This window comes from Cellulosimicrobium composti, from assembly GCF_009711085.1.
Taxonomy (GTDB): Bacteria; Actinomycetota; Actinomycetes; order Actinomycetales; family Cellulomonadaceae; genus Cellulosimicrobium; species Cellulosimicrobium composti.
Genome location: NZ_WMKA01000007.1, coordinates 76,624 through 96,231, shown reverse-complemented (window position 1 = coordinate 96,231; position 19,608 = coordinate 76,624). Strand labels below are relative to the sequence as shown.

Below are 19,608 nucleotides of genomic sequence, written 5' to 3'. Positions count from 1 at the left end.
GTGTTCCTCCGTGTCGCGGTCGCAGCATGAGCGAACCTCGCTCGGTGGACTCAGCGAGCCCCAGTCTGCCGCACGATCCGCACCACGGTCGTCGTCTCCACACCCGGGAGCGTGGGCGCGTCGATGATCTCGGGCTCGGACCCCTTGAGGCGGCGCAGGACCTTACGTGCCGGCTCGACCTCGCGGCCCACGTTGCGCCCCTTGAGGACGATCATCTCGCCGCCCGCACGGACCAGCGGCAGGGACAGCCGAGCAAGCTTGTCCAACGCCGCGACAGCACGGGAGGTCACGGCGTCGCACTCGAACGCTCCGTGGTACTCCTCGGCACGCCCGCGCTTGATCTCGACGTTCGACAGGTCGAGATCCTCGGCGACCTCGGCGAGCCACGCGCAACGCCGCTCCATCGGCTCGATCAAGTAGATCTCTGCCTCGGGGCGCATGGCCGCGATGACGACACCGGGAAGGCCCGCACCGGAACCGATGTCCGCGATCAGACCCGTCGTCGGAAGAAAGGGCACCACGGCGGCGGAGTTCAGGATATGGCGGTCCCAGATGCGCGACACCTCACGCGGGCCGATGAGTCCCCGCAGTTCGCCCTCGTCACGGAGCCGCTCGGCGAAACGATCGACCGCGGGGAACGCGTCGCCGAAATACTCCGCCAGTTGCTCCCTGGAGATCTCCGGCTCGCTGTTCTCTTCCGACACTCGTGCATCCTCTCCTCGGTCTTCTCGCTGAACCGGAGCCATCGTTTCACGTGAAACACGGGCCAGCCGCTCGTCGACCACACGATGGTCGTGCCCACTTCACGCTCTGGAGCCGAGCGCGTCGTCCACCCTCGTCCTCCGTCTCGGCGCACGACGTCATGAGTACCGGCCGACACGCAGAGGGCAGCACGCCGGCGTGCTCAGCGGCGCGCACGGAGCGGACGCGCGCACGTCACCGTGCCCCACACCGCCGTCGCCCCGCCAGCCGAGCAGTCGGGGCACCGACAAGCGTCGGTGCGTTCTACCTCGCTGGGTCGTGGACGGCTCCACGGCTCGTGTCCGCAGCCCCGACACGACGACGCCCCCCGTTTCACGTGAAACGAGAGGCGCCGGCCCGTGCGACGGGTGCGATCAGTCTGCGGGGTGGATCACCACGTACCGCTGCGGCTCCACGCCCTCGGAGTCGCTGCGCAGGCCCGCCGCCGCGACGGCGTCGTGCACGACCTTCCGCTCGAACGCGTTGAGCGGCTCGAGCGAGACCTTCGTTCCCTCGGCACGGACACGAGCGATCGCGTCCTCCGCCAGTGCGGTGAGCTCACGACGACGGTCGGCACGGAACCCGGCGACGTCGAGCATGAGGCGGCTCCGCTCGCCGGTACGAGCCTGAACGGCCAGGCGGGTGAGCTCCTGGAGAGCATCGAGGACCTCGCCGTCGGTGCCGACGAGGGATCGGAGGTCAGCCGGGTCGTCGGCGACGATCTCGACGGCTGCACGATCGTGCTCGACGTCGATGTCGATGTCACCGTCGAGGTCGGCGATGTCGAGCAGTTCCTCGAGGTAGTCAGCCGCGATCTCGCCCTCCTCCTCGAGGCGGGTGGTGTCGGGCGTCGTCGCGGCGGCCGCGGCCTCTTCGGGCGCGGGGGTCTCGGTAGGCGTCATGGCGGTGCTCCTCACGGCAGGGTGCGCTCGGGCGCAGCTCTACTTCTGCTTCTTCTTCTTGGGCGCGGGCTTCGAGCCCCCGGACGCCGGCGCGCCGCTCGACGGACCGGTGCTGCCCGGCGCGGCGTCCTCGACGGGCGCGTCCTCGACCGGCGCATCATCACCGTGGGCGGCCGGTGACGAGGCTGCGGGGCGCGGGGTGCCCTTCTGGCGGTCCTTGCGCTTCGGCTGCTGGCGCTGCCCGCGGGGCTGCTCGATGACCGGCGTGGCGTCCTCGACGATGCCCTTCGCAGCGCGCTTGCGTGCCTGGCGCTCCTTGAGCTGGCGCTCGGCCTCGGATCCCGGGGCGGGCATGCGGCGGATGGTGTAGAACTGCTGACCCATCGACCAGAGGTTCGTCGTGGTCCAGTAGACGAGGACACCGACGGGGAAGTTGACGCCTGACACGGCGAAGATGAACGGGAAGACGTAGAGCATCATCTTCTGCGTCGACGCCATCGGGCCCTCGAGCGCGGCCTTCGGCATGTTCTTCATGGTGAGCTGGCGCTGCGTGAAGAACGTCGTCGCGCACATCGCGAGGATGAGCACGCCGATGACGATCCTGGTCTGCAGGTCGTCGGTGCGCAGGAAGATGTCGGACAGCTGGGCGCCGAAGACCGACGAGCTCTCGATGTCGCTCGCGACCGACGCGTCGATCGGGCCGATCGGGTTGTCCGTGCCGTTCGAGATCGGCACGAGGCCGTTGAGCACGCGGAAGAGGGCGAAGAAGATCGGCGACTGCAGCAGGATCGGCATGCACGACGCGAACGGGTTCGTCCCGTGCTTCCGGTACAGCTCCATGGTCTCGCGACTCATGGCCTCACGAGAGGCGGGGTCCGTCTTGCCCTTGTACTTCTTCTGGATCGCCTGCATCTCGGGCTGCAGCATCTGCATCCCGCGCGACGCCTTGATCTGCTTGAAGAACAGCGGGATCAGCAGGATGCGGATGATGATCACGAGCCCGACGATCGACAGGACCCACGCGGGCCCCGGACCGTCGGAGAACCCGAGGAACTCCAGCCCCTGGTGGCACAGATACATGATCCACGCCACGACCCACTCGATCGGGGCGAGGAACGCGAAGAAGTCCATCGGTGACTGCTCCCTCAGACGGATGACAAAGAAAAGATGGTGAACCGCCCGCGATCGGGCGCCGGACTAGTGCGTGTGTCGAGCCGGCGGAACGTCGTCGACCCCACCGAGGCTCCAGGGGTTGCAGCGCAGCAGCCGCCAGAGGGCGAGGCCCGTTCCGCGCAGGGCGCCGTGACGACGCACCGCCGTGAGGGCGTACTGGGAGCAGGACGGGTAGTACTTGCACGTCGGCCCCGTCATCGGCGAGATCACCGACTGGTAGGCACGGATCATGCCGATGAGCGTGAGCGCGGGGACCCGGCGGAGGACGTCGAGAAGTCGTCGCGCCGCGCTCGGCACCGCAGGTGCGTCGACCCCGGCGGGACGTGCGTCGTGCTCGGCGGCAGGGTGCGTGGTCGTCATCGACCCGCGCCGGTTCGCTCGTGCAGACGCTGCGCGGCGCGCTCGAGGCCGCGCGTGACGTCGGTGCTCAGCTGGTCGAACGTGGCGTCGGCGGACGCCGGGAGCGCCCGCACGACGGCGCGTGCGCGCGCGGGCAGCACCTCGAGGCGTGCCGCGGTGGCGGCGCGCAGACGACGCTTCACGAGGTTGCGGTGCACCGCGTTCCCCACCGCCTTGGAGACGACGAAGCCGACCTGCGGCTGCGCGGCGCCCTCGGAGTCCTCCGAGAGGTGCACGACCACGGTCGACCTACCAGCACGCACGCCGCGGCGCACCGCCCGCTCGAAATCGACGGAACGGCGCAGTCGGTGCGCCGCGGGGAGCACGTGGGATCAGGCAGAGAGCTCGCTGCGGCCCTTGCGACGGCGGGCAGCCAGGATGGCGCGGCCGGCGCGGGTCCGCATGCGCAGCCGGAAGCCGTGGGTCTTCGCCCGGCGCCGGTTGTTCGGCTGGAAGGTCCGCTTGCTCACGAGGTACTCCAAGAACGTCGGGGAGGTACACCGTCTATGTCCTCGACGATGCAATGACGGGCGCCGGATGGTGCCCGTCGGTGGTTCAGGTCGTGCGCCGGTCGGTCGCCCGTCCGGCTGCGCCCCAGGCGCACGGATCGGGTGGGCCATTGCTGGGGGCACCGGGTCCATGCAGGTCGTTCGCGACACAGGGCCTCGTGTGGAGCTTCCTCCACGCGGGCGCGCCAAGAACACCTGGAACGGCTGTCTGACGGTACGCTGCGCGACCCCTCCGGGTCAAACCAGCGCGGGTGAGGTTCACCGCACGGCGGCGCGGTCGCGGCGGCCGCCGACGGGAGGGCCGTCGAGCGGCCCGGGCGACCCCACCCTACAACCCACAGCCTGTGGACAACTATGTGGACGAGGGGTTCCCGTGGCACGATCGACCTCAGCATCACCACACCCGTGACCGTCTCTCGTCGGCGCACCCCGCCCCTGGCCCGTCAGCACGCGCTCGACGGCCTGGTCGCTCGTGCCCGGCGCCCCCTCGACCCGTGAGGAACTGCCCGTGGCCAACCCGGACGAGAACATCGCCGACGTCTGGTCGCAGACCCTGAGCATCCTCGAGGCGAGCCCGGACATCACGCCCCGGCAGATCGCGTTCATCCGCCTCGCCAAGCCCCTCGCGATCCTCGACGACACGGTGTTCATCGCGGTGCCGCACGAGCAGACCCGTACGTACCTCGAGACGCGTGTGCGCGACGAGCTCGTGACGGCGATGTCGTCGTGCCTCGGCCGTGACGTCCGCTTCGGGATCACGGTGGACCCGGAGCTGAGCTCCGACCCGGTCGTGGCGCCCGCGTCGCGGCCCGCCGTCGAGCGGCCGTACATCGAGCCCGACGACGGGCTGCCCGACCTCGTGCCGCCTCCCCCGCCGCGGCCGCAGGCCGAGCCGAGCAGGCTCAACCCGAAGTACGTCTTCGAGACGTTCGTCATCGGGTCGTCCAACCGCTTCGCGCACGCCGCGGCGGTCGCCGTCGCCGAGGCGCCGGCCAAGGCCTACAACCCGCTGTTCATCTACGGCGACTCCGGGCTCGGCAAGACGCACCTCCTGCACGCGATCGGGCACTACGCGCACAACCTCTACCCCAACGTGCGCGTGCGCTACGTGAACTCCGAGGAGTTCACGAACGACTTCATCAACTCCATCGGTGAGGGCAAGGCGGGCGCGTTCCAGCGCCGCTACCGCGACGTCGACGTCCTCCTCATCGACGACATCCAGTTCCTGCAGGGCAAGGAACAGACGATGGAGGAGTTCTTCCACACGTTCAACGCCCTCCACAACGCCAACAAGCAGGTCGTCATCACGTCCGACCTGCCGCCCAAGCAGCTCAACGGCTTCGAGGACCGCCTCCGGTCGAGGTTCGAGTGGGGGCTCATCACCGACGTCCAGCCGCCGGACCTCGAGACGCGCATCGCGATCCTCCGCAAGAAGGCGTCGAGCGAGCGTCTCGCGGCCCCCGACGACGTGCTGTCCTACATCGGCTCGCGCATCTCGACGAACATCCGCGAGCTCGAGGGCGCGCTGATCCGCGTCACGGCCTTCGCGAACCTCAACCGCCAGCAGGTCGACCTCCCGCTCGCGGAGATCGTGCTCAAGGACCTCATCACGGACGAGGACAGCGCGGAGATCACACCGGCGGCGATCATCGCCCAGACGGCCGCGTACTTCGGACTCACCATCGACGACCTGTGCGGAAGCTCGCGCTCGCGCGTCCTCGTGACGGCGCGGCAGATCGCGATGTACCTGTGCCGCGAGCTCACCGATCTCTCCCTGCCCAAGATCGGGCAGCAGTTCGGGGGCAGGGACCACACGACGGTCATGCACGCGAACCGCAAGATCACCGAGCAGATGGCCGAGCGCCGCTCGACCTACAACCAGGTCACCGAGCTCACGAGTCGCATCAAGCAGCAGCACCGCGGCTGACCTGCCCCATGGCCCGGACCGTGCACCGCGCCGATACCCCGGCTCGTGCGCGCCCGCGGCGACGCTCGCTCGCACGGTCCCTCCCCGGGCGTCGCGACGGAGCACCGCCGCGCACGGTGGTCCACGACCGCATGCTCGCGGCCGCGGCGCAGGGAGCCACGCACTCCGTCACGCTGCACGTGACGGTGCGCGAGGCCGTGATCGACCGCGCGGGGTCGCACCAGGAGCCTTCCCGCGACCCGTACCGACGACGGGTGTCCGGGTCCTTGCACGACCCCGTCCTCCGGCACCAGAGGCCCGGCGCGCTCCTGTCCGGTCCGCTCGCGCGACGCGACGGCGGCCCGACGACGTTCTCCGGACCGGTTCTCCACCCGCTCGTGCGAGGTCTTCGTCACGCGGCGGACGGCGACCGAGCACAGACCCGTCCGCGCCTCACGCACCGCCCCGACCATCCACAGAGTTCCCCACCTGGGTGCGCGAATCTGTGGATATCGGGCCACCGGCTCTGCCGAGCCCCGTCCCGAAGCCCACGAAGGTGGTTCGTACACAGCGTGTGGGCCGAGTTGTCCACAGTCATCCACAGGGTTGCTGTGGGTTGTGACATCCGCGTGATCCCGGGGCACGGCGCCCGGCCACAACCACGCACTCAGATCGAGGACCCGTGGATTCCTGCGCGGTTTTCCCGTGCTCGATGTGGACGGACATCCGCGTACACAGTCTGTGGACGCACCGGATTTCCCATCCCTGTGCGCCGTTCTGTGGATAACTGTGGACGACGGCCGTGTTCGTGTGGACGGAGCACCCCATCTCGGTGGACGACGTGTGGGGACAGAGCGGCCGCCCACAGGACGCGCGACTTTCCCACACAGCGACCACCAGCCCGTCCACACGGCATTTAGTGCTCTGACCTGCGGAAACGTCGGTTTTCCACGAGTTCCACAACCCCTATGACGATGACGACAGTGATCTAGCAGGGGGAATTCACACGCCTTCATCAGGCACCGGCGGCCGACCGTGACCTCCGCGCCGGCCGATCGACCGAGCATGCTCCGACGGCCGACCCCGTGCACGCGCACGGACCGTTCCACAGCGCCGTCCCCAGGGACGTCGTTCCAGTTCCTCCGGACCCGCACCTCGCGTAGGGTTCATGCACGACGCGTGTGCGCGGACCTGCGGACCGAGCTCGTCGCGTCCTGGAGGAACCGGGCTCGCCGCACGGTCGCCCGGGGCGCACCGCTCGACGACGAGCCGGGCACCGGGGCGCAGCCGGACGGCACATGTGAAGATCGAGTCCGATCAGGACGTTGGGACGAGAGGGTGTGGGATGAAGTTCCGGGTTGAGCGTGATGTCCTGGCCGACGCGGTGACCTGGACGGCGCGAACCCTGCCGACGCGCCCGCCGGCCCCTGTCCTCGCGGGCGTGCGGCTCGAGGCGGACGCGACCGGGACGATCGGCCTGTCGAGCTTCGACTACGAGGTCTCCGCCCGCTCCGAGATCCCCGCCGAGGTGAGCGAGCCGGGCACCGTGCTCGTGTCGGGCCGGCTCCTCGCGGAGATCTCCCGCGCGCTGCCCGCGAAGCCCGTCGACGTCGTCCTCGAGGGCAACAAGGTCATCGTCACGTGCGGGGCGAGCCGCTTCACGCTCCTCACCATGCCTGTGGACGAGTACCCGGCCCTGCCCGCGATGCCCGAGCTCTCGGGGACGGTCTCGGGCGACGAGCTGACGAACGCCGTCGCGCAGGTCACCGTCGCCGCGAGCCGCGACGACACGCTGCCCCTCCTCACGGGTGTAAGGGTCGAGATCGAGGGCGAGAAGATCACGCTGCTCGCGACGGACCGCTACCGCCTCGCGCTGCGCGAGCTCACCTGGACGCCGGTGACGCCGAGCTACTCGGCCGTCGCGCTCGTGCGCGCGCGCACGCTCAACGACGTCGCGAAGTCGCTCGGCGGATCGGGCCTCGTGAACATCGGCCTGAACACCGGCGTCGGGGTCGACCTCATCGGCTTCGAGGCGGGCGGCCGCCACACGACGTCGCAGCTCGTCGACGGCGACTACCCCGCGGTGCGCCGGCTCTTCCCGGACGAGACCCCGATCCACGCGGTCGTCCCCACCGCCCCCCTCATCGACGCGGCGAAGCGTGTCTCCCTGGTCGCGGAGCGCAACACGCCCATCCGGCTGTCGTTCACGGACGGCCAGGTCGTGCTGGACGCCGGGCAGGGTGACGACGCGCAGGCGTCCGAGGCGCTGGAGGCCGTGCTGGTCGGCGAGGACATCTCCGTGGCGTTCAACCCGCAGTTCCTGCTGGACGGCCTGGGTGCGCTGGGGACGGACTTCGTCCGCCTGAGCTTCACGCACCCGAACAAGCCGGTCGAGTTCACCGGTCAGGACTCGCTCGACGGCGAGGACTCGTCCCACTACCGCTACCTCCTCGTCCCGATCCGCTTCGCGGGCTGAACCGCCGAGGTCGCCCGTCCCGTACCCGCACGCCCGACCCCACCGGAGGACACGCATGGTCACGCGCATCGGACTCGTCGGTCTCGGCAAGATGGGCAACAACATGCGGGCGCGCATCCGCGCGGCCGGGATCGAGGTCGTCGGGTACGACCCGCGGCCCGAGGTCACGGACGTCGCGAGCCTCACCGAGCTCGTCGCGGCCCTGCCCGACGACGGCCCGCGGATCGTGTGGGTGATGGTCCCCGCGGGCGACCCGACCCGGAGCGTCGTCACCGAGCTCGGCGGACTGCTGGGTGAGGGCGACGTCGTCATCGAGGGCGGCAACTCCTACTACGCCGAGGACCAGGCGCGCGCCGGCGAGCTGGCCGAGAAGGGCGTGGGCTATCTCGACGTCGGCGTCTCGGGCGGCGTGTGGGGCCTCGAGAACGGGTACGGCCTCATGGTCGGCGGCGACCGCACCTACGTCGAGGCCGCGATGCCGATCTTCGACGCGCTGCGCCCGGAGGGCCCGCGCGAGGAGGGCTTCGTGCACGCGGGCGAGGTGGGCGCGGGTCACTTCGCGAAGATGGTCCACAACGGCATCGAGTACGGCCTCATGCAGGCGTACGCGGAGGGCTACGAGCTCCTCGCCGCGAAGAGCGAGCTCGTCAAGGACGTCCACGGCACGATGAAGGCGTGGACGCGCGGCACCGTGGTGCGCTCGTGGCTCCTCGACCTGTTCGTCAAGGCGCTCGAGGAGGACCCGCAGCTCGCCGCGATCGACGACTGGGTCGACGACTCCGGCGAGGGTCGGTGGACCGTCGACGAGGCGATCGACAACGCCGTGCCGCTCCCGGTGATCTCGGCGGCGCTGTTCGCCCGGTTCGCGTCGCGTCAGGAGCAGTCGCCGGCGCTCAAGGCCGTCGCGGCGCTGCGTCAGCAGTTCGGCGGGCACGCCGTGAAGGCGGCCGGACCGGCGTCCCCGGGCGCGGGGCCGCTCGAGCCTCCCGCCTGACGGCGGGCCGGCCCCCGCGCGTCCTCGTCCCTCGCCCCCGGACCTCCTCGCACCGATGTACGTCTCGCACCTGTCCCTCGTCGACTTCCGCTCGTACGAGTCCGTCGACGTCGAGCTCGTCCCCGGCGTGAACGCCCTCGTGGGGCAGAACGGCCAGGGCAAGACGAACCTCGTGGAGGCGATCGGCTACGTCGCGACCCTCGCCAGCCACCGCGTCGCGGGTGACGCGGCCCTCGTGCGAGCGGGCGCGACCCGCGCCGTCGTGCGCACGCGTGTGGTCCGCGGCGACCGCGCGAGCACGGTCGAGCTCGAGATCGCGTCGGGCCGCGCGAACCGGGCGCGCATCAACCGCTCGCCCGCGAAGCGGCCGCGCGACGTGCTCGGGATCGTCCGCACGGTCCTCTTCGCGCCGGAGGACCTCGCCCTCGTCAAGGGCGACCCGGACGGGCGACGCCGGTTCCTCGACCAGCTCGCCGTTCTCCTCGTGCCCCGCGTCGCCGCGCTGCTCGCCGACTACGACCGCGTCCTGCGCCAGCGCGGCGCGCTGCTCAAGTCGGCGACGGCGCTGCGGGGTCGCGGCCGCGGAGCCCGTCGTGCCGCCGTCGAGCCGCCGCCCGAGGACGACGCACCCGAGCAGGCGGCCTCCCCGCTCGCGACGCTCGAGGTGTGGGACGCGCGCCTCGCGAGCCTCGGCGCCGAGATCACAGCACTGCGGCTGCAGCTCGTCGCCGCCCTGATGCCGTACGTCGCGGAGGCGTACGAGCAGGTCAGCGCGGGGCAGGGCGAGGCGCGGATCGCGTACCGCTCGTCCGTCGACGAGGTGCTCGACGAGGACGCGCCGTCGTCCGCGACCCCGGCGGCAGGCACGGACCCGCAGGACGACGCCGACGCGCCCGCCCTTCCGGACGTCGCGACGCTGGAGAAGCGCATGCTGGATGCCATGCGGGTGGTGCGGGCGAAGGAGATCGAGCGCGGGGTGAACCTCGTGGGGCCGCACCGCGACGACGTCGTGCTCACGCTCGGAGGCCTGCCAGCGAAGGGGTACGCGAGCCACGGCGAGTCGTGGTCGTTCGCGCTCGCGCTGCGCCTCGCGTCCTACCGCCTGCTCAAGGACGGGGCGCCGGCGGGCCTCGACTCGCTGCTGTGGGCGGACCAGTGGGGTCCCGACGGCGAGCCGATCCTCGTGCTCGACGACGTGTTCGCCGAGCTCGACGTCCGCCGGCGCGAGCGTCTCGCGGAGCTCGTCGCCGGCGCGGGCCAGGTCATCATCACCGCGGCCGTGCCCGACGACGTCCCGGCGCTCCTCGAGGGTGCTCGCTTCTCCGTGCACGACGGGACGGTCAGCCGTGTCGAGGACTGAGGCCCGCCCGGGCGACGACGAGCCGGGTCGCCGGGCGCCGTCGTCGCGCGCGGACGCGGGGGACGTCGACGCGCCGGAGCCGCGGTCCACGGGCGTCCCCGTGGGGCACGTCGTGGACCTGACGCCGCCGGCGGAGGTCGCGCGGCAGGCGCTCAACCGCGCGAAGGCGGCGGCGCGGGCGAAGGGTCTGCGTCCGGGGCAGGAGCCGCGGCGCCGGATCCTGGCCGACACGCCGACGTCGGGAGCGCGCCCGGGCGGGCGCGACCCGCAGCTCCTGGGGGACGTCGTCGCGCACCTGCTGCGCGAGCGCGACTGGGTCGCCGACGTGTCCGTGGGAGGCGTCGTCGGGCGGTGGCGCGAGGTCGTCGGGGACCAGGTCGCGGACCACTGCGAGCCGGAGACGTTCGAGGACAAGGTCCTCGTGGTGCGCGCGGACTCGACGGCCTGGGCGACGCAGGTGCGCCTGCTCGCCCCGCAGCTGCTCGAACGGCTCGCGCGCGAGGTCGGCGAGGGCGTGGTCGAGACGGTGACGGTCCTGGGGCCGGCGGGTCCGAGCTTCCGGCGCGGCAAGCGGTCCGTCCGCGGACCCGGGCCGCGGGACACGTGGGGCTGAGGCCGCGCGAGACGCGGGGCTGAGCGCCCGACGGCGGACCCGCGCCTCCCGATGAGCGGCGGCGTCCCGCGCGCGGCGGGAGGACGAGGCCCGCCGCGACCGGGGACGCGGCGGGCCTCGTGGGGTGCAGGTGACCGCGAGGGTCACCTGGTCGGGTCAGGCGTGCGCGCGACGGCGCAGCCAGAGCACCAGGGCGCCTCCGCCCACCAGCAGCGCGGCGAACGCCGCGGCGCCGGCGACGGTCGCGCCGGTCGTCGCGAGCGCGGGTCCGCCCGGCTCGGCGGGGCCCGCGACGTCCTCGACCGCGACGGGCGCGACCGGCGGGTTGGCGCACGCGCTCGTCGCCGGCGGGTAGTCGACGACGGTCGAGTACGACGGGTTGACCTCGAAGAGGACGCTCACGCCGTCGCGCGTCCACGCGTAGTTGCCCTCGGTCTCGGTGTACGACCCGTCCTCGTTGCGCACGAACCCGGGCCACTGCTTCGGCTCCTCGGCGGACGCGCCCGGCCAGAGGATGGTCCCGCTGAGCGGCTGGTCGGTCAGGACGTAGTCCTCACCGCCGTTCGGGTGCAGGAACGTGATCGTCAGCGGGTTCTCCTCGTCGACGGTGACGCCCTCGGGTAGCGCGACCTCGTAGCCCAGGTAGGGCACGTCGCCCTCGCAGACCGCGGCGATCTCACCGGGGACGAGCGCGCACTCCTCCTCGGAGGGGACGAGGTCGGCGAGCGGGAACAGCGCGCTGCGCCCGTCCTCGGCGACCACGTAGCCGAGCCCGGCGGTCTCGTCGGAGAACGTGACGCTCGCGTCCTTGGGCTCGACCACGACGCCCTCGGCCGTCGCCGTGTAGCGGAACTCCTCGGACTCGGCGGGGACGTCCTGCGGGGTGAGCTCGGCGCCGCACACCTCGAGCGCGGTCGGGACGACCGGGGTCGAGGGGGCGGCGACGTCCTCCGCGGGGCGCTCGGGGGTGTCGCACTCGCCCTCGGGGAAGAGGTTCGCGAGGTCCTGGTGGTCCCAGGAGATCAGCGTGCCGTGCGGGAACTCGCCGAGGTGGTCGCCGTCGGGCGAGTAGCGGATGTCGGTGGGGAGGTCGTCGAGACCGCCCGGCAGGTCGACGAGGTCCTGCTGCACGGCCCACGCGGTGCACAGGTCGGCCGTCGTCACGTCCGGCTCGATCGTGCGGGCCACCTCGCGCACGGCCTCGAGGTCGAGCGGCGTGACGAGCCAGGTCTTGTCCCACGGGCGCTCGGGCAGCGGGAGCTCGCCGCTCGTGACGATCCGCTGCGGGCCCGAGTTCTCCCAGGCCGCGGGGCGGTCGGCGTCCAGCTTGGGGTACACGTAGACGCCGACCTGGACGGGGCTCTCCTCCTCGGGAGCCTCGCAGGCCGTTGTGGAGCCGTTCCAGGACCGGTCGTAGCGGTCGTGGTCGGCGGCGTCGACGGCGACGCTCCAGGTGTGGTCCTGGGTCGGGTCGAGCGGGTACGTCTTGCGGAAGCGCCCGTCGAAGCGGCGCGGCTCGAGGGTCTGGCCGTCGACGACGACGGTCAGACCGTTCCCGTTCGCGTACGCCCAGAGGTCGACGGTGAGGCTCTGGCAGTCGGCGATCGGCTCGCCGCTGTGGGCGGAGGCGGGGGTCGCGGTGGCGACCAGCAGTCCGCCGAGTGCGAGCGCTGTCGCTGTCGCGCTCGCGAGAAGTCTCTTCACGGGGTGAGGGTCCCTTCGTGGGTCGGGCCGCCCGCACGCCGATCACTCCTGCGCGGACGACGCGCGAATCATGATTGTGTGTGGTATTAGACCATCCTCTCCGCGAAATGCCGATTCCGGACTTGTCGCGTCAATCAACCATCGGCCGCAGGTGACGGCGCGCCCGCCCGAGGGGTCCACGGGGACCGCGTCGAGGGCCGGCCGGAGCGCCGCGCACTGGCCCTGTGGACAACCGTGTGGAGAACCTCTCGACGGCGGCGCGCGGATCGCGTCGGGAATGTCGCGCCGACCGCCCCGGAGAGGGCCACAATCCGCGGAATTCGGCTCGTGGCGGGTAGACTGGTGAGGTCATTCCGGGTCTTGTCACCACTCGCTCGCGCCGCCTCACGGAGGTGGTGCGACCAGTCCCCGACCGGTGGGTCGTCACCCCGCCACCGAGGGCTGGGGCCGACGGCGGTGCGGGCCCGGAACCTTTGAGCAGCAGCGACCCGATCCGCACGAACGCGGGCGCAGCGCGCACGACGACGAGGAGCAGTCCTGCCCGTGGCAGACCACACCGACACCGCCATCTCCGACCCGACGGCGTCCGCGGAGGCGGCACCCACGGCGGGCGGCGGCTACGACGCGAGCAACATCACCGTCCTCGAGGGCCTCGAGGCGGTCCGCAAGCGTCCCGGCATGTACATCGGCTCGACGGGTGAGCGCGGCCTCCACCACCTTGTGTACGAGGTTGTGGACAACTCTGTGGACGAGGCGCTCGCCGGGCACGCCGACTCGATCGACGTGACGCTCCTCGCCGACGGCGGGGTCCGCGTCGTCGACAACGGTCGCGGCATCCCCGTCGCCATCCACCCCACCGAGGGCCGCCCGACGGTCGAGGTCGTCATGACGATCCTCCACGCGGGCGGCAAGTTCGGCGGCGGCGGGTACGCCGTCTCCGGCGGTCTCCACGGCGTCGGCATCTCCGTCGTCAACGCGCTCTCGACGCGCGTCGTCACCGAGGTCCAGCGCGACGGCTACGCGTGGCGCCAGGAGTTCGCGGACGGTGGCAAGCCCGTCGGCGAGCTCCAGCGCGGCGAGGCGACCGACGCCACCGGGACGACGCAGACGTTCTGGGCCGACCCGGAGATCTTCGAGACCACCGAGTTCGACTTCGAGACGCTGCGCGCGCGCTTCCAGCAGATGGCGTTCCTCAACAAGGGCCTGCGCATCACCCTGACCGACGAGCGCCCGGCCCACCTCGACACCGGCGACGAGGTCACCGGCGGCGAGGACGCGGCGGCCGACGCCGACGGCGTCGCGGCCGCGGACGGCTCCCCCGCGTCCGGGGCGGCGACGCCGGCGCGCACGGTCACGTACAAGTACGACGGCGGCCTCGTCGACTACGTCAAGCACCTCAACGCGGCGAAGAAGGTCGAGCTCGTCCACCCGGACGTCATCGACTTCGAGTCCGAGGACACCGAGAAGCGCATCTCGGTCGAGATCGCGATGCAGTGGACGACCGCGTACTCCGAGTCCGTCCACACCTACGCGAACACGATCTCCACGACGGAGGGCGGCACGCACGAGGAGGGCTTCCGCGCCGCGATGACCTCCCTCGTCAACCGCTACGCGCGCGACAAGGGCATCCTCAAGGACAAGGACGACAACCTCACGGGCGACGACATCCGCGAGGGCCTCACCGCCGTCGTGTCCGTGAAGCTCGGCGAGCCGCAGTTCGAGGGCCAGACGAAGACCAAGCTCGGCAACACCGAGGCGAAGACGTTCGTCCAGCGCGTCGTCCACGAGCAGCTCACCGACTGGTTCGACGCGCACCCGAACGAGGGCCGCGACGTCATCCGCAAGGCGATCCAGGCGTCGCAGGCGCGCATCGCGGCCCGCAAGGCGCGCGAGGCCACCCGCCGCAAGGGGCTGCTCGAGTCCGGCGGCATGCCCGGCAAGCTCCGCGACTGCCAGTCGAACCGTGCCGAGGAGTGCGAGATCTTCATCGTCGAGGGCGACTCCGCCGGCGGCTCGGCCGTCCGCGGCCGCAACCCGCAGACGCAGGCGATCCTGCCGATCCGCGGCAAGATCCTCAACGTCGAGCGCGCGCGCCTCGACCGGGCCCTGTCCAACCAGGAGGTCCAGTCGATCATCACCGCGTTCGGCACCGGGATCGGCGAGGACTTCGACATCACGAAGCTCCGCTACCACAAGATCGTCCTCATGGCCGACGCCGACGTCGACGGCCAGCACATCGCGACGCTCCTGCTCACGCTCCTGTTCCGGTACATGCGGCCGCTCATCGAGAACGGGCACGTCTACCTCGCGCAGCCGCCGCTGTACCGGCTCAAGTGGTCGAACGCCCCGCACGACTACGTCTACTCGGACAAGGAGCGCGACGCGTTCCTCGCCGCCGGGCAGGCCGCGGGCAAGCGGATCCCCAAGGAGAACGGGATCCAGCGCTACAAGGGTCTGGGCGAGATGGACTACTCGGAGCTGTGGGACACGACGATGGACCCGGAGCACCGCACGCTCAACCAGGTCACGCTCGACGACGCCGCCGCGGCCGACGAGATCTTCTCGGTGCTCATGGGCGAGGACGTCGAGTCCCGGCGCAGCTTCATCCAGCGCAACGCGAAGGACGTGCGGTTCCTTGACATCTGAGCCGTCGCGCGGCTCCGCAAGGAGCCTGAGGACCGCCGGTACCGGGCTCCCCGGGGCGGCCGTGCGCACCACGATGCACGAAGAGACGAACGAACGAGGTAGAGCGTGACCGACGACCAGAACCCCGAGATCGAGCCCGCGGCTCCCGGCGACGCGGCCGACGAGATCGTGCACGCGGACGGGACGGCGGTCGCGGTGCACCACGGGCGCATCGAGCAGGTCGACCTGCAGCTCGAGATGCAGCGGTCGTACCTCGACTACGCGATGAGCGTCATCGTCGGCCGTGCGCTGCCGGACGTGCGCGACGGCCTCAAGCCGGTGCACCGGCGCGTGCTGTACGCGATGTACGACGGCGGTTACCGGCCGGACCGGTCGTACTCGAAGTGCTCGCGCGTCGTCGGCGACGTCATGGGCAAGTTCCACCCGCACGGCGACAGCGCCATCTACGACGCGCTCGTTCGCCTCGTGCAGGACTGGTCGCTGCGCTACCCGCTCGTCGCGGGCCAGGGGAACTTCGGCTCGCCGGGCAACGACCCGGCCGCCGCCCCCCGGTACACGGAGTGCCGCATGGCGCCGATCGCCATGGAGATGGTCCGGGACATCGACAAGGACACCGTCGACTTCCAGGACAACTACGACGGCCGCACGCAGGAGCCGTCGGTCCTGCCGTCGCGGTTCCCGAACCTGCTGGTCAACGGCTCGGCCGGCATCGCCGTCGGCATGGCCACGAACATCCCGCCGCACAACCTGCGCGAGGTCGCCGAGGGCGTCAGGTGGCACCTGGAGCACCCGGACGCGACCCGCGAGGAGCTCCTCGCGGCGCTCCTGCAGCGCATCAAGGGCCCCGACTTCCCGACGGGCGCGACGATCCTCGGCCACAAGGGCATCGAGGAGGCGTACCGGACCGGCCGCGGGTCGATCACGATGCGCGCGGTCGTCAACGTCGAGGAGATCCAGGGCCGCGTGTGCCTGGTCGTCACCGAGCTCCCGTACCAGGTGAACCCGGACAACCTCGCCGCGAAGATCGCCGACCTCGTCAAGGACGGCCGTGTCCAGGGGATCGCGGACATCCGCGACGAGACGTCCGGACGCACGGGCCAGCGCCTCGTGGTCGTGCTCAAGCGCGACGCCGTCGCGAAGGTCGTGCTCAACAACCTCTACAAGCACACGCAGCTCCAGGACACGTTCGGCGCGAACATGCTGGCGCTCGTCGACGGCGTGCCGCGCACGCTGAGCCTCGACGCGTTCGTGCGCCACTGGACGACGCACCAGCTCGACGTCGTCGTGCGCCGCACGCAGTACCTGCTCGCCGAGGCGGAGCGCAGCATCCACATCCTGCGCGGCTACCTCAAGGCGCTCGACGCGCTCGACGAGGTCATCGCGCTCATCCGTCGCTCTCCCGACGTCGACCAGGCGCGCGCGGGGCTCATGGAGCTGCTCGGCGTGGACGAGGTCCAGGCGACCGCGATCCTCAACCTCCAGCTCCGCCGTCTGGCGGCCCTCGAGCGGCAGAAGATCCTCGACGACCACGACGCGCTCGAGCGGCAGATCCTCGACTACCAGGACATCCTCGCCAAGCCCGAGCGCCAGCGCGCGATCGTCGGCGACGAGCTCGCCGAGATCGTCGCGCGGTACGGCGACGAGCGCCGCACGACGATCCTGCCGTTCGACGGCGAGGTCTCCGTGGAGGACCTCATCGCCGAGGAGGAGATGGTCGTCACCATCACGCGCGGCGGGTACGTCAAGCGGACCCGCAGCGACAGCTACCGCGCGCAGAAGCGCGGCGGCAAGGGCGTGCGTGGCGCGCAGCTGCGCGAGGACGACATCGTCGACCACTTCTTCGTCACGACGACGCACCACTGGCTGCTGTTCTTCACGAACCTCGGTCGCGTCTACCGCGCCAAGGCGTACGAGCTGCCCGAGGGCGGCCGCGACGCCAAGGGCCAGCACGTCGCGAACCTCCTCGCGTTCCAGCCGGGCGAGCGGATCGCGCAGGTGCTCGACCTGCGCGACTACGACGCCGCGCAGTACCTCGTGCTCGCGACGCGTCGTGGCCTCGTCAAGAAGACCCGCCTGGCCGAGTACGACTCGCCGCGCTCGGGCGGGCTCATCGCGATCAACCTCCGCGAGGACGAGTCGGGCACGCCCGACGAGCTCGTCGCGGCGCTGCTCGTGGACGCCGACGACGACCTCATCCTCGTCTCGCGCAAGGGCCAGTCGATCCGCTTCCACGCCGACGACGACACGATGCGCCCACTGGGCCGTGCGACGTCCGGCGTCACGGGCATGAAGTTCCGCGACGGCGACGAGCTGCTCTCGGCCGACGTGGTCGAGGAGGGATCCGACCTGTTCGTCGTGACCGAGGGCGGGTTCGCCAAGCGGACGCGGATCGACGAGTACCGCGTCCAGGGACGCGGCGGTCTGGGCATCAAGGTCGCCAACCTGGTCGAGGCTCGTGGAGATCTCGTGGGGGCTCTGGTGACAGAGGCCGACGACGAGGTGCTCGTCATCATGGAACGCGGGAAGATCGTGCGGTCCGCGGTCGACGAGGTGAACCTCACGGGCCGCAACACGCAGGGGGTGACGTTCGCGAAGCCCGACAAGGGCGACCGCATCATCGCGGTCGCGCGGAACGTCGAGCGTCGCCTCGGAGAGGATCGGGATACCGTGGAGGGCGAGGACGGGACCGGCACGGCCCCGGGCGGCACCGACACGAGCAGCGCACCGACCACCGACGCGGCCGCCTCGTCCGACGGGGCGAGCGCGACCGAGCCGGCCCCCGGAACCACCGAGGAAACCAGATGAGCAGCGAGAACAACGCCCCGCCGACGATCACGCCGCGGCTGACGGTGCCGCGTCCCGACACGGACGCGTCGTCGCGCACCGGCGCCCCGGCCCCGGCCCGGCACGGCGAAGCGGACGGCTCCTCCTCGAACGGGACCTCCGGCGGGTCGTCGAACGGTGCCTCGAAGGCGTCGTCGAACGGCGCGGCCGCCAGTGCGGTGCCGCCGCCGCCCCCGCCTCCCCCGGCGACCACGCGCGACGTCCCCGCGCCGGCCGTGGACGACGACGGCATGGAGCGCGCGTCGGGCGAGAGCCGGGTCGCGGTCGCGCGCGCGGGTGCCGTGAAGGCCGCCGCCGCCGCGATCGCCGCGGCCAAGAGCGCCGCGAAGAAGGTGTCGGCCGCGGTCCCCGCCGCGCCGGCGGAGACGGAGCCCGCTCCCGGGCACGACGAGATCGACGACGAGACGGTGAGGCGCGTGCCCACGACCACCTCGGCGGCCCCGGCCGGCTCCGCGGCGCCCGCCGCGACCGCCCGTGCCGCAGCAGGCTCCTCGATGCACTACTCCGCGGCGGGCGTGACCGGGACGGCGACCCACGTCACGGGCGCGACGCCGGCCGTCGGCACCGCGACGGGCGCGACGCCCGCGGTCCGGCACGACGGCGGTCCGCGCCGCGTGCGGCTCGCAGTGTCGCGGATCGACCCGTGGTCCGCGATGAAGCTCGGCTTCCTCCTCGCGGTCGCGATCGGGATCATGACCGTCGTCGCGACGGCCGTGGTCTGGTACGTGCTCGACGGCATGCAGGTGTTCTTCAAGATCGAGGAGCTCTTCACGCAGATCGTGGGGACGGAGACCGACGTCGACATCCAGCAGTACGTCGCGTTCGGCCGCGTCATCTCGATCGCCACGCTGCTCGGCGTCGTGAACGTCGTCATCATCACCGCGCTGTCGACGATCATGGCGTTCCTCTACAACATCGTCGCGGCGCTCGTGGGCGGCGTGCACCTCACGCTCACGGACGACTGACGAGAACGCTCCGCACCCGGGGCCGCGGACCTCTCGGTTTGGGTCTGCGGCGCCCGGTGGGGTAACCTCAAGCGCTGCCTGCGAGCGGAGCGGACCCCCGGGGCTGTCCGGCGCGAGGCACGAACGGGCCTATAGCTCAGACGGTTAGAGCGCTTCCCTGATAAGGAAGAGGTCAGAGGTTCAAGTCCTCTTAGGCCCACTGCCGAACCCACTCGAGGGGGAACGTCATGAAGAAGCTTCTCGTCCTGCTCCTCGCCGCCGGCGCCGGATACGTCCTGTGGCGCAAGTACACGGAGGACAACGCCGAGCGCGACCTCTGGGCAGAGGTCACCGACACCTTCGAGTGAGCACGACTCGCTCATGACCGGCCCCAGGC

16 protein-coding genes and 1 tRNA gene are annotated in these 19,608 nt (G+C 71.3%); 10 read left to right on the top strand and 7 right to left on the bottom strand.

Features of this window, described 5'->3' with window-relative positions; genetic code table 11:
* Positions 1-50: 50 nt before the first annotated feature.
* The 6 genes from rsmG to rpmH all read right to left on the bottom strand — a co-directional run bounded on the left by rsmG (position 51) and on the right by rpmH (position 3,685).
* On the bottom strand, positions 51-704 hold the full coding sequence (gene rsmG, locus GJV82_RS05170; RefSeq protein WP_318657297.1) for a 16S rRNA (guanine(527)-N(7))-methyltransferase RsmG: 654 nt from the start codon (positions 702-704) through the stop codon (positions 51-53).
* A 411-nt stretch (positions 705-1,115) separates the two neighbouring features.
* A complete protein-coding gene (locus GJV82_RS05165) occupies positions 1,116-1,643 on the bottom strand; it encodes a Jag family protein (protein WP_024841575.1) in 528 nt (175 codons plus the stop codon).
* 39 nt (positions 1,644-1,682) lie between these two features.
* Positions 1,683-2,774, bottom strand: a complete 1,092-nt coding sequence (yidC, locus tag GJV82_RS05160) for a membrane protein insertase YidC (protein WP_155098466.1) — start codon at positions 2,772-2,774, stop codon at positions 1,683-1,685.
* Between the two features lie 66 nt (positions 2,775-2,840).
* On the bottom strand, positions 2,841-3,176 hold the full coding sequence (gene yidD, locus GJV82_RS20665) for a membrane protein insertion efficiency factor YidD (RefSeq protein WP_115941525.1): 336 nt from the start codon (positions 3,174-3,176) through the stop codon (positions 2,841-2,843).
* Positions 3,173-3,541, bottom strand: coding sequence for a ribonuclease P protein component (gene rnpA, locus GJV82_RS05150; protein ID WP_318657296.1), 369 nt, complete (start codon positions 3,539-3,541; stop codon positions 3,173-3,175). The genes yidD and rnpA overlap by 4 nt, the downstream gene beginning before the upstream one ends.
* Positions 3,542-3,547: 6 nt before the next feature.
* Positions 3,548-3,685 (bottom strand): 50S ribosomal protein L34, encoded by a 138-nt coding sequence (gene rpmH, locus GJV82_RS05145; RefSeq protein WP_013885212.1) that lies wholly within the window; start codon positions 3,683-3,685, stop codon positions 3,548-3,550.
* A 547-nt stretch (positions 3,686-4,232) separates the two neighbouring features.
* On the opposite strand from rpmH, the gene dnaA reads away from it, so the two are divergent.
* From dnaA to GJV82_RS05120, 5 genes are all read left to right on the top strand, one after another.
* On the top strand, positions 4,233-5,651 hold the full coding sequence (gene dnaA, locus GJV82_RS05140) for a chromosomal replication initiator protein DnaA (protein WP_024841577.1): 1,419 nt from the start codon (positions 4,233-4,235) through the stop codon (positions 5,649-5,651).
* A 1,324-nt stretch (positions 5,652-6,975) separates the two neighbouring features.
* Positions 6,976-8,106, top strand: a complete 1,131-nt coding sequence (gene dnaN / locus GJV82_RS05135; protein ID WP_024841578.1) for a DNA polymerase III subunit beta — start codon at positions 6,976-6,978, stop codon at positions 8,104-8,106.
* Between the two features lie 55 nt (positions 8,107-8,161).
* Positions 8,162-9,100, top strand: a complete 939-nt coding sequence (gene gnd / locus GJV82_RS05130) for a phosphogluconate dehydrogenase (NAD(+)-dependent, decarboxylating) (protein ID WP_155098465.1) — start codon at positions 8,162-8,164, stop codon at positions 9,098-9,100.
* A gap of 55 nt (positions 9,101-9,155) precedes the next feature.
* Positions 9,156-10,460, top strand: a complete 1,305-nt coding sequence (recF, locus tag GJV82_RS05125) for a DNA replication/repair protein RecF (RefSeq protein WP_155098464.1) — start codon at positions 9,156-9,158, stop codon at positions 10,458-10,460.
* On the top strand, positions 10,447-11,073 hold the full coding sequence (locus GJV82_RS05120; RefSeq protein ID WP_024841581.1) for a DUF721 domain-containing protein: 627 nt from the start codon (positions 10,447-10,449) through the stop codon (positions 11,071-11,073). Before recF ends, GJV82_RS05120 begins: the two co-directional genes overlap by 14 nt.
* A gap of 156 nt (positions 11,074-11,229) precedes the next feature.
* Here GJV82_RS05120 and GJV82_RS05115 read toward each other — a convergent pair whose 3' ends face one another.
* Complete coding sequence (locus GJV82_RS05115; RefSeq protein WP_155098463.1) at positions 11,230-12,777, bottom strand: hypothetical protein; 1,548 nt, start codon at positions 12,775-12,777, stop codon at positions 11,230-11,232.
* 567 nt (positions 12,778-13,344) lie between these two features.
* Here GJV82_RS05115 and gyrB point away from each other — a divergent pair.
* The 5 genes from gyrB to GJV82_RS19910 all read left to right on the top strand — a co-directional run bounded on the left by gyrB (position 13,345) and on the right by GJV82_RS19910 (position 19,579).
* Positions 13,345-15,423: a DNA topoisomerase (ATP-hydrolyzing) subunit B gene (gene gyrB, locus GJV82_RS05110; RefSeq protein WP_312028501.1), complete on the top strand. Its 2,079-nt coding sequence runs from the start codon at positions 13,345-13,347 to the stop codon at positions 15,421-15,423.
* Between the two features lie 165 nt (positions 15,424-15,588).
* Entirely contained in the window at positions 15,589-18,228 is a 2,640-nt protein-coding gene (gene gyrA / locus GJV82_RS05105; protein WP_318657306.1) for a DNA gyrase subunit A, read from the top strand.
* Positions 18,225-19,232 carry a DUF3566 domain-containing protein gene (locus tag GJV82_RS19915; protein ID WP_225873101.1) on the top strand — a complete coding sequence of 336 codons (1,008 nt, stop codon included), beginning with the start codon at positions 18,225-18,227 and terminating at the stop codon, positions 19,230-19,232. The genes gyrA and GJV82_RS19915 overlap by 4 nt, the downstream gene beginning before the upstream one ends.
* A gap of 125 nt (positions 19,233-19,357) precedes the next feature.
* A tRNA-Ile gene (locus tag GJV82_RS05095) sits at positions 19,358-19,431 on the top strand.
* Between the two features lie 28 nt (positions 19,432-19,459).
* A complete protein-coding gene (locus GJV82_RS19910) occupies positions 19,460-19,579 on the top strand; it encodes a DLW-39 family protein (protein WP_216859231.1) in 120 nt (39 codons plus the stop codon).
* Positions 19,580-19,608 lie beyond the last annotated feature (29 nt).

Coding starts and splice junctions, on each gene's coding strand:
- GJV82_RS19915 (WP_225873101.1), top strand. CDS start 18,225: ATGAGCAGCGAGAACAACGCCCCGCCGACGATCACGCCGCGGCTGACG.
- dnaN (WP_024841578.1), top strand. CDS start 6,976: ATGAAGTTCCGGGTTGAGCGTGATGTCCTGGCCGACGCGGTGACCTGG.
- GJV82_RS19910 (WP_216859231.1), top strand. CDS start 19,460: ATGAAGAAGCTTCTCGTCCTGCTCCTCGCCGCCGGCGCCGGATACGTC.
- yidD (WP_115941525.1), bottom strand. CDS start 3,176: ATGACGACCACGCACCCTGCCGCCGAGCACGACGCACGTCCCGCCGGG.
- recF (WP_155098464.1), top strand. CDS start 9,156: ATGTACGTCTCGCACCTGTCCCTCGTCGACTTCCGCTCGTACGAGTCC.
- gnd (WP_155098465.1), top strand. CDS start 8,162: ATGGTCACGCGCATCGGACTCGTCGGTCTCGGCAAGATGGGCAACAAC.
- GJV82_RS05165 (WP_024841575.1), bottom strand. CDS start 1,643: ATGACGCCTACCGAGACCCCCGCGCCCGAAGAGGCCGCGGCCGCCGCG.
- yidC (WP_155098466.1), bottom strand. CDS start 2,774: ATGGACTTCTTCGCGTTCCTCGCCCCGATCGAGTGGGTCGTGGCGTGG.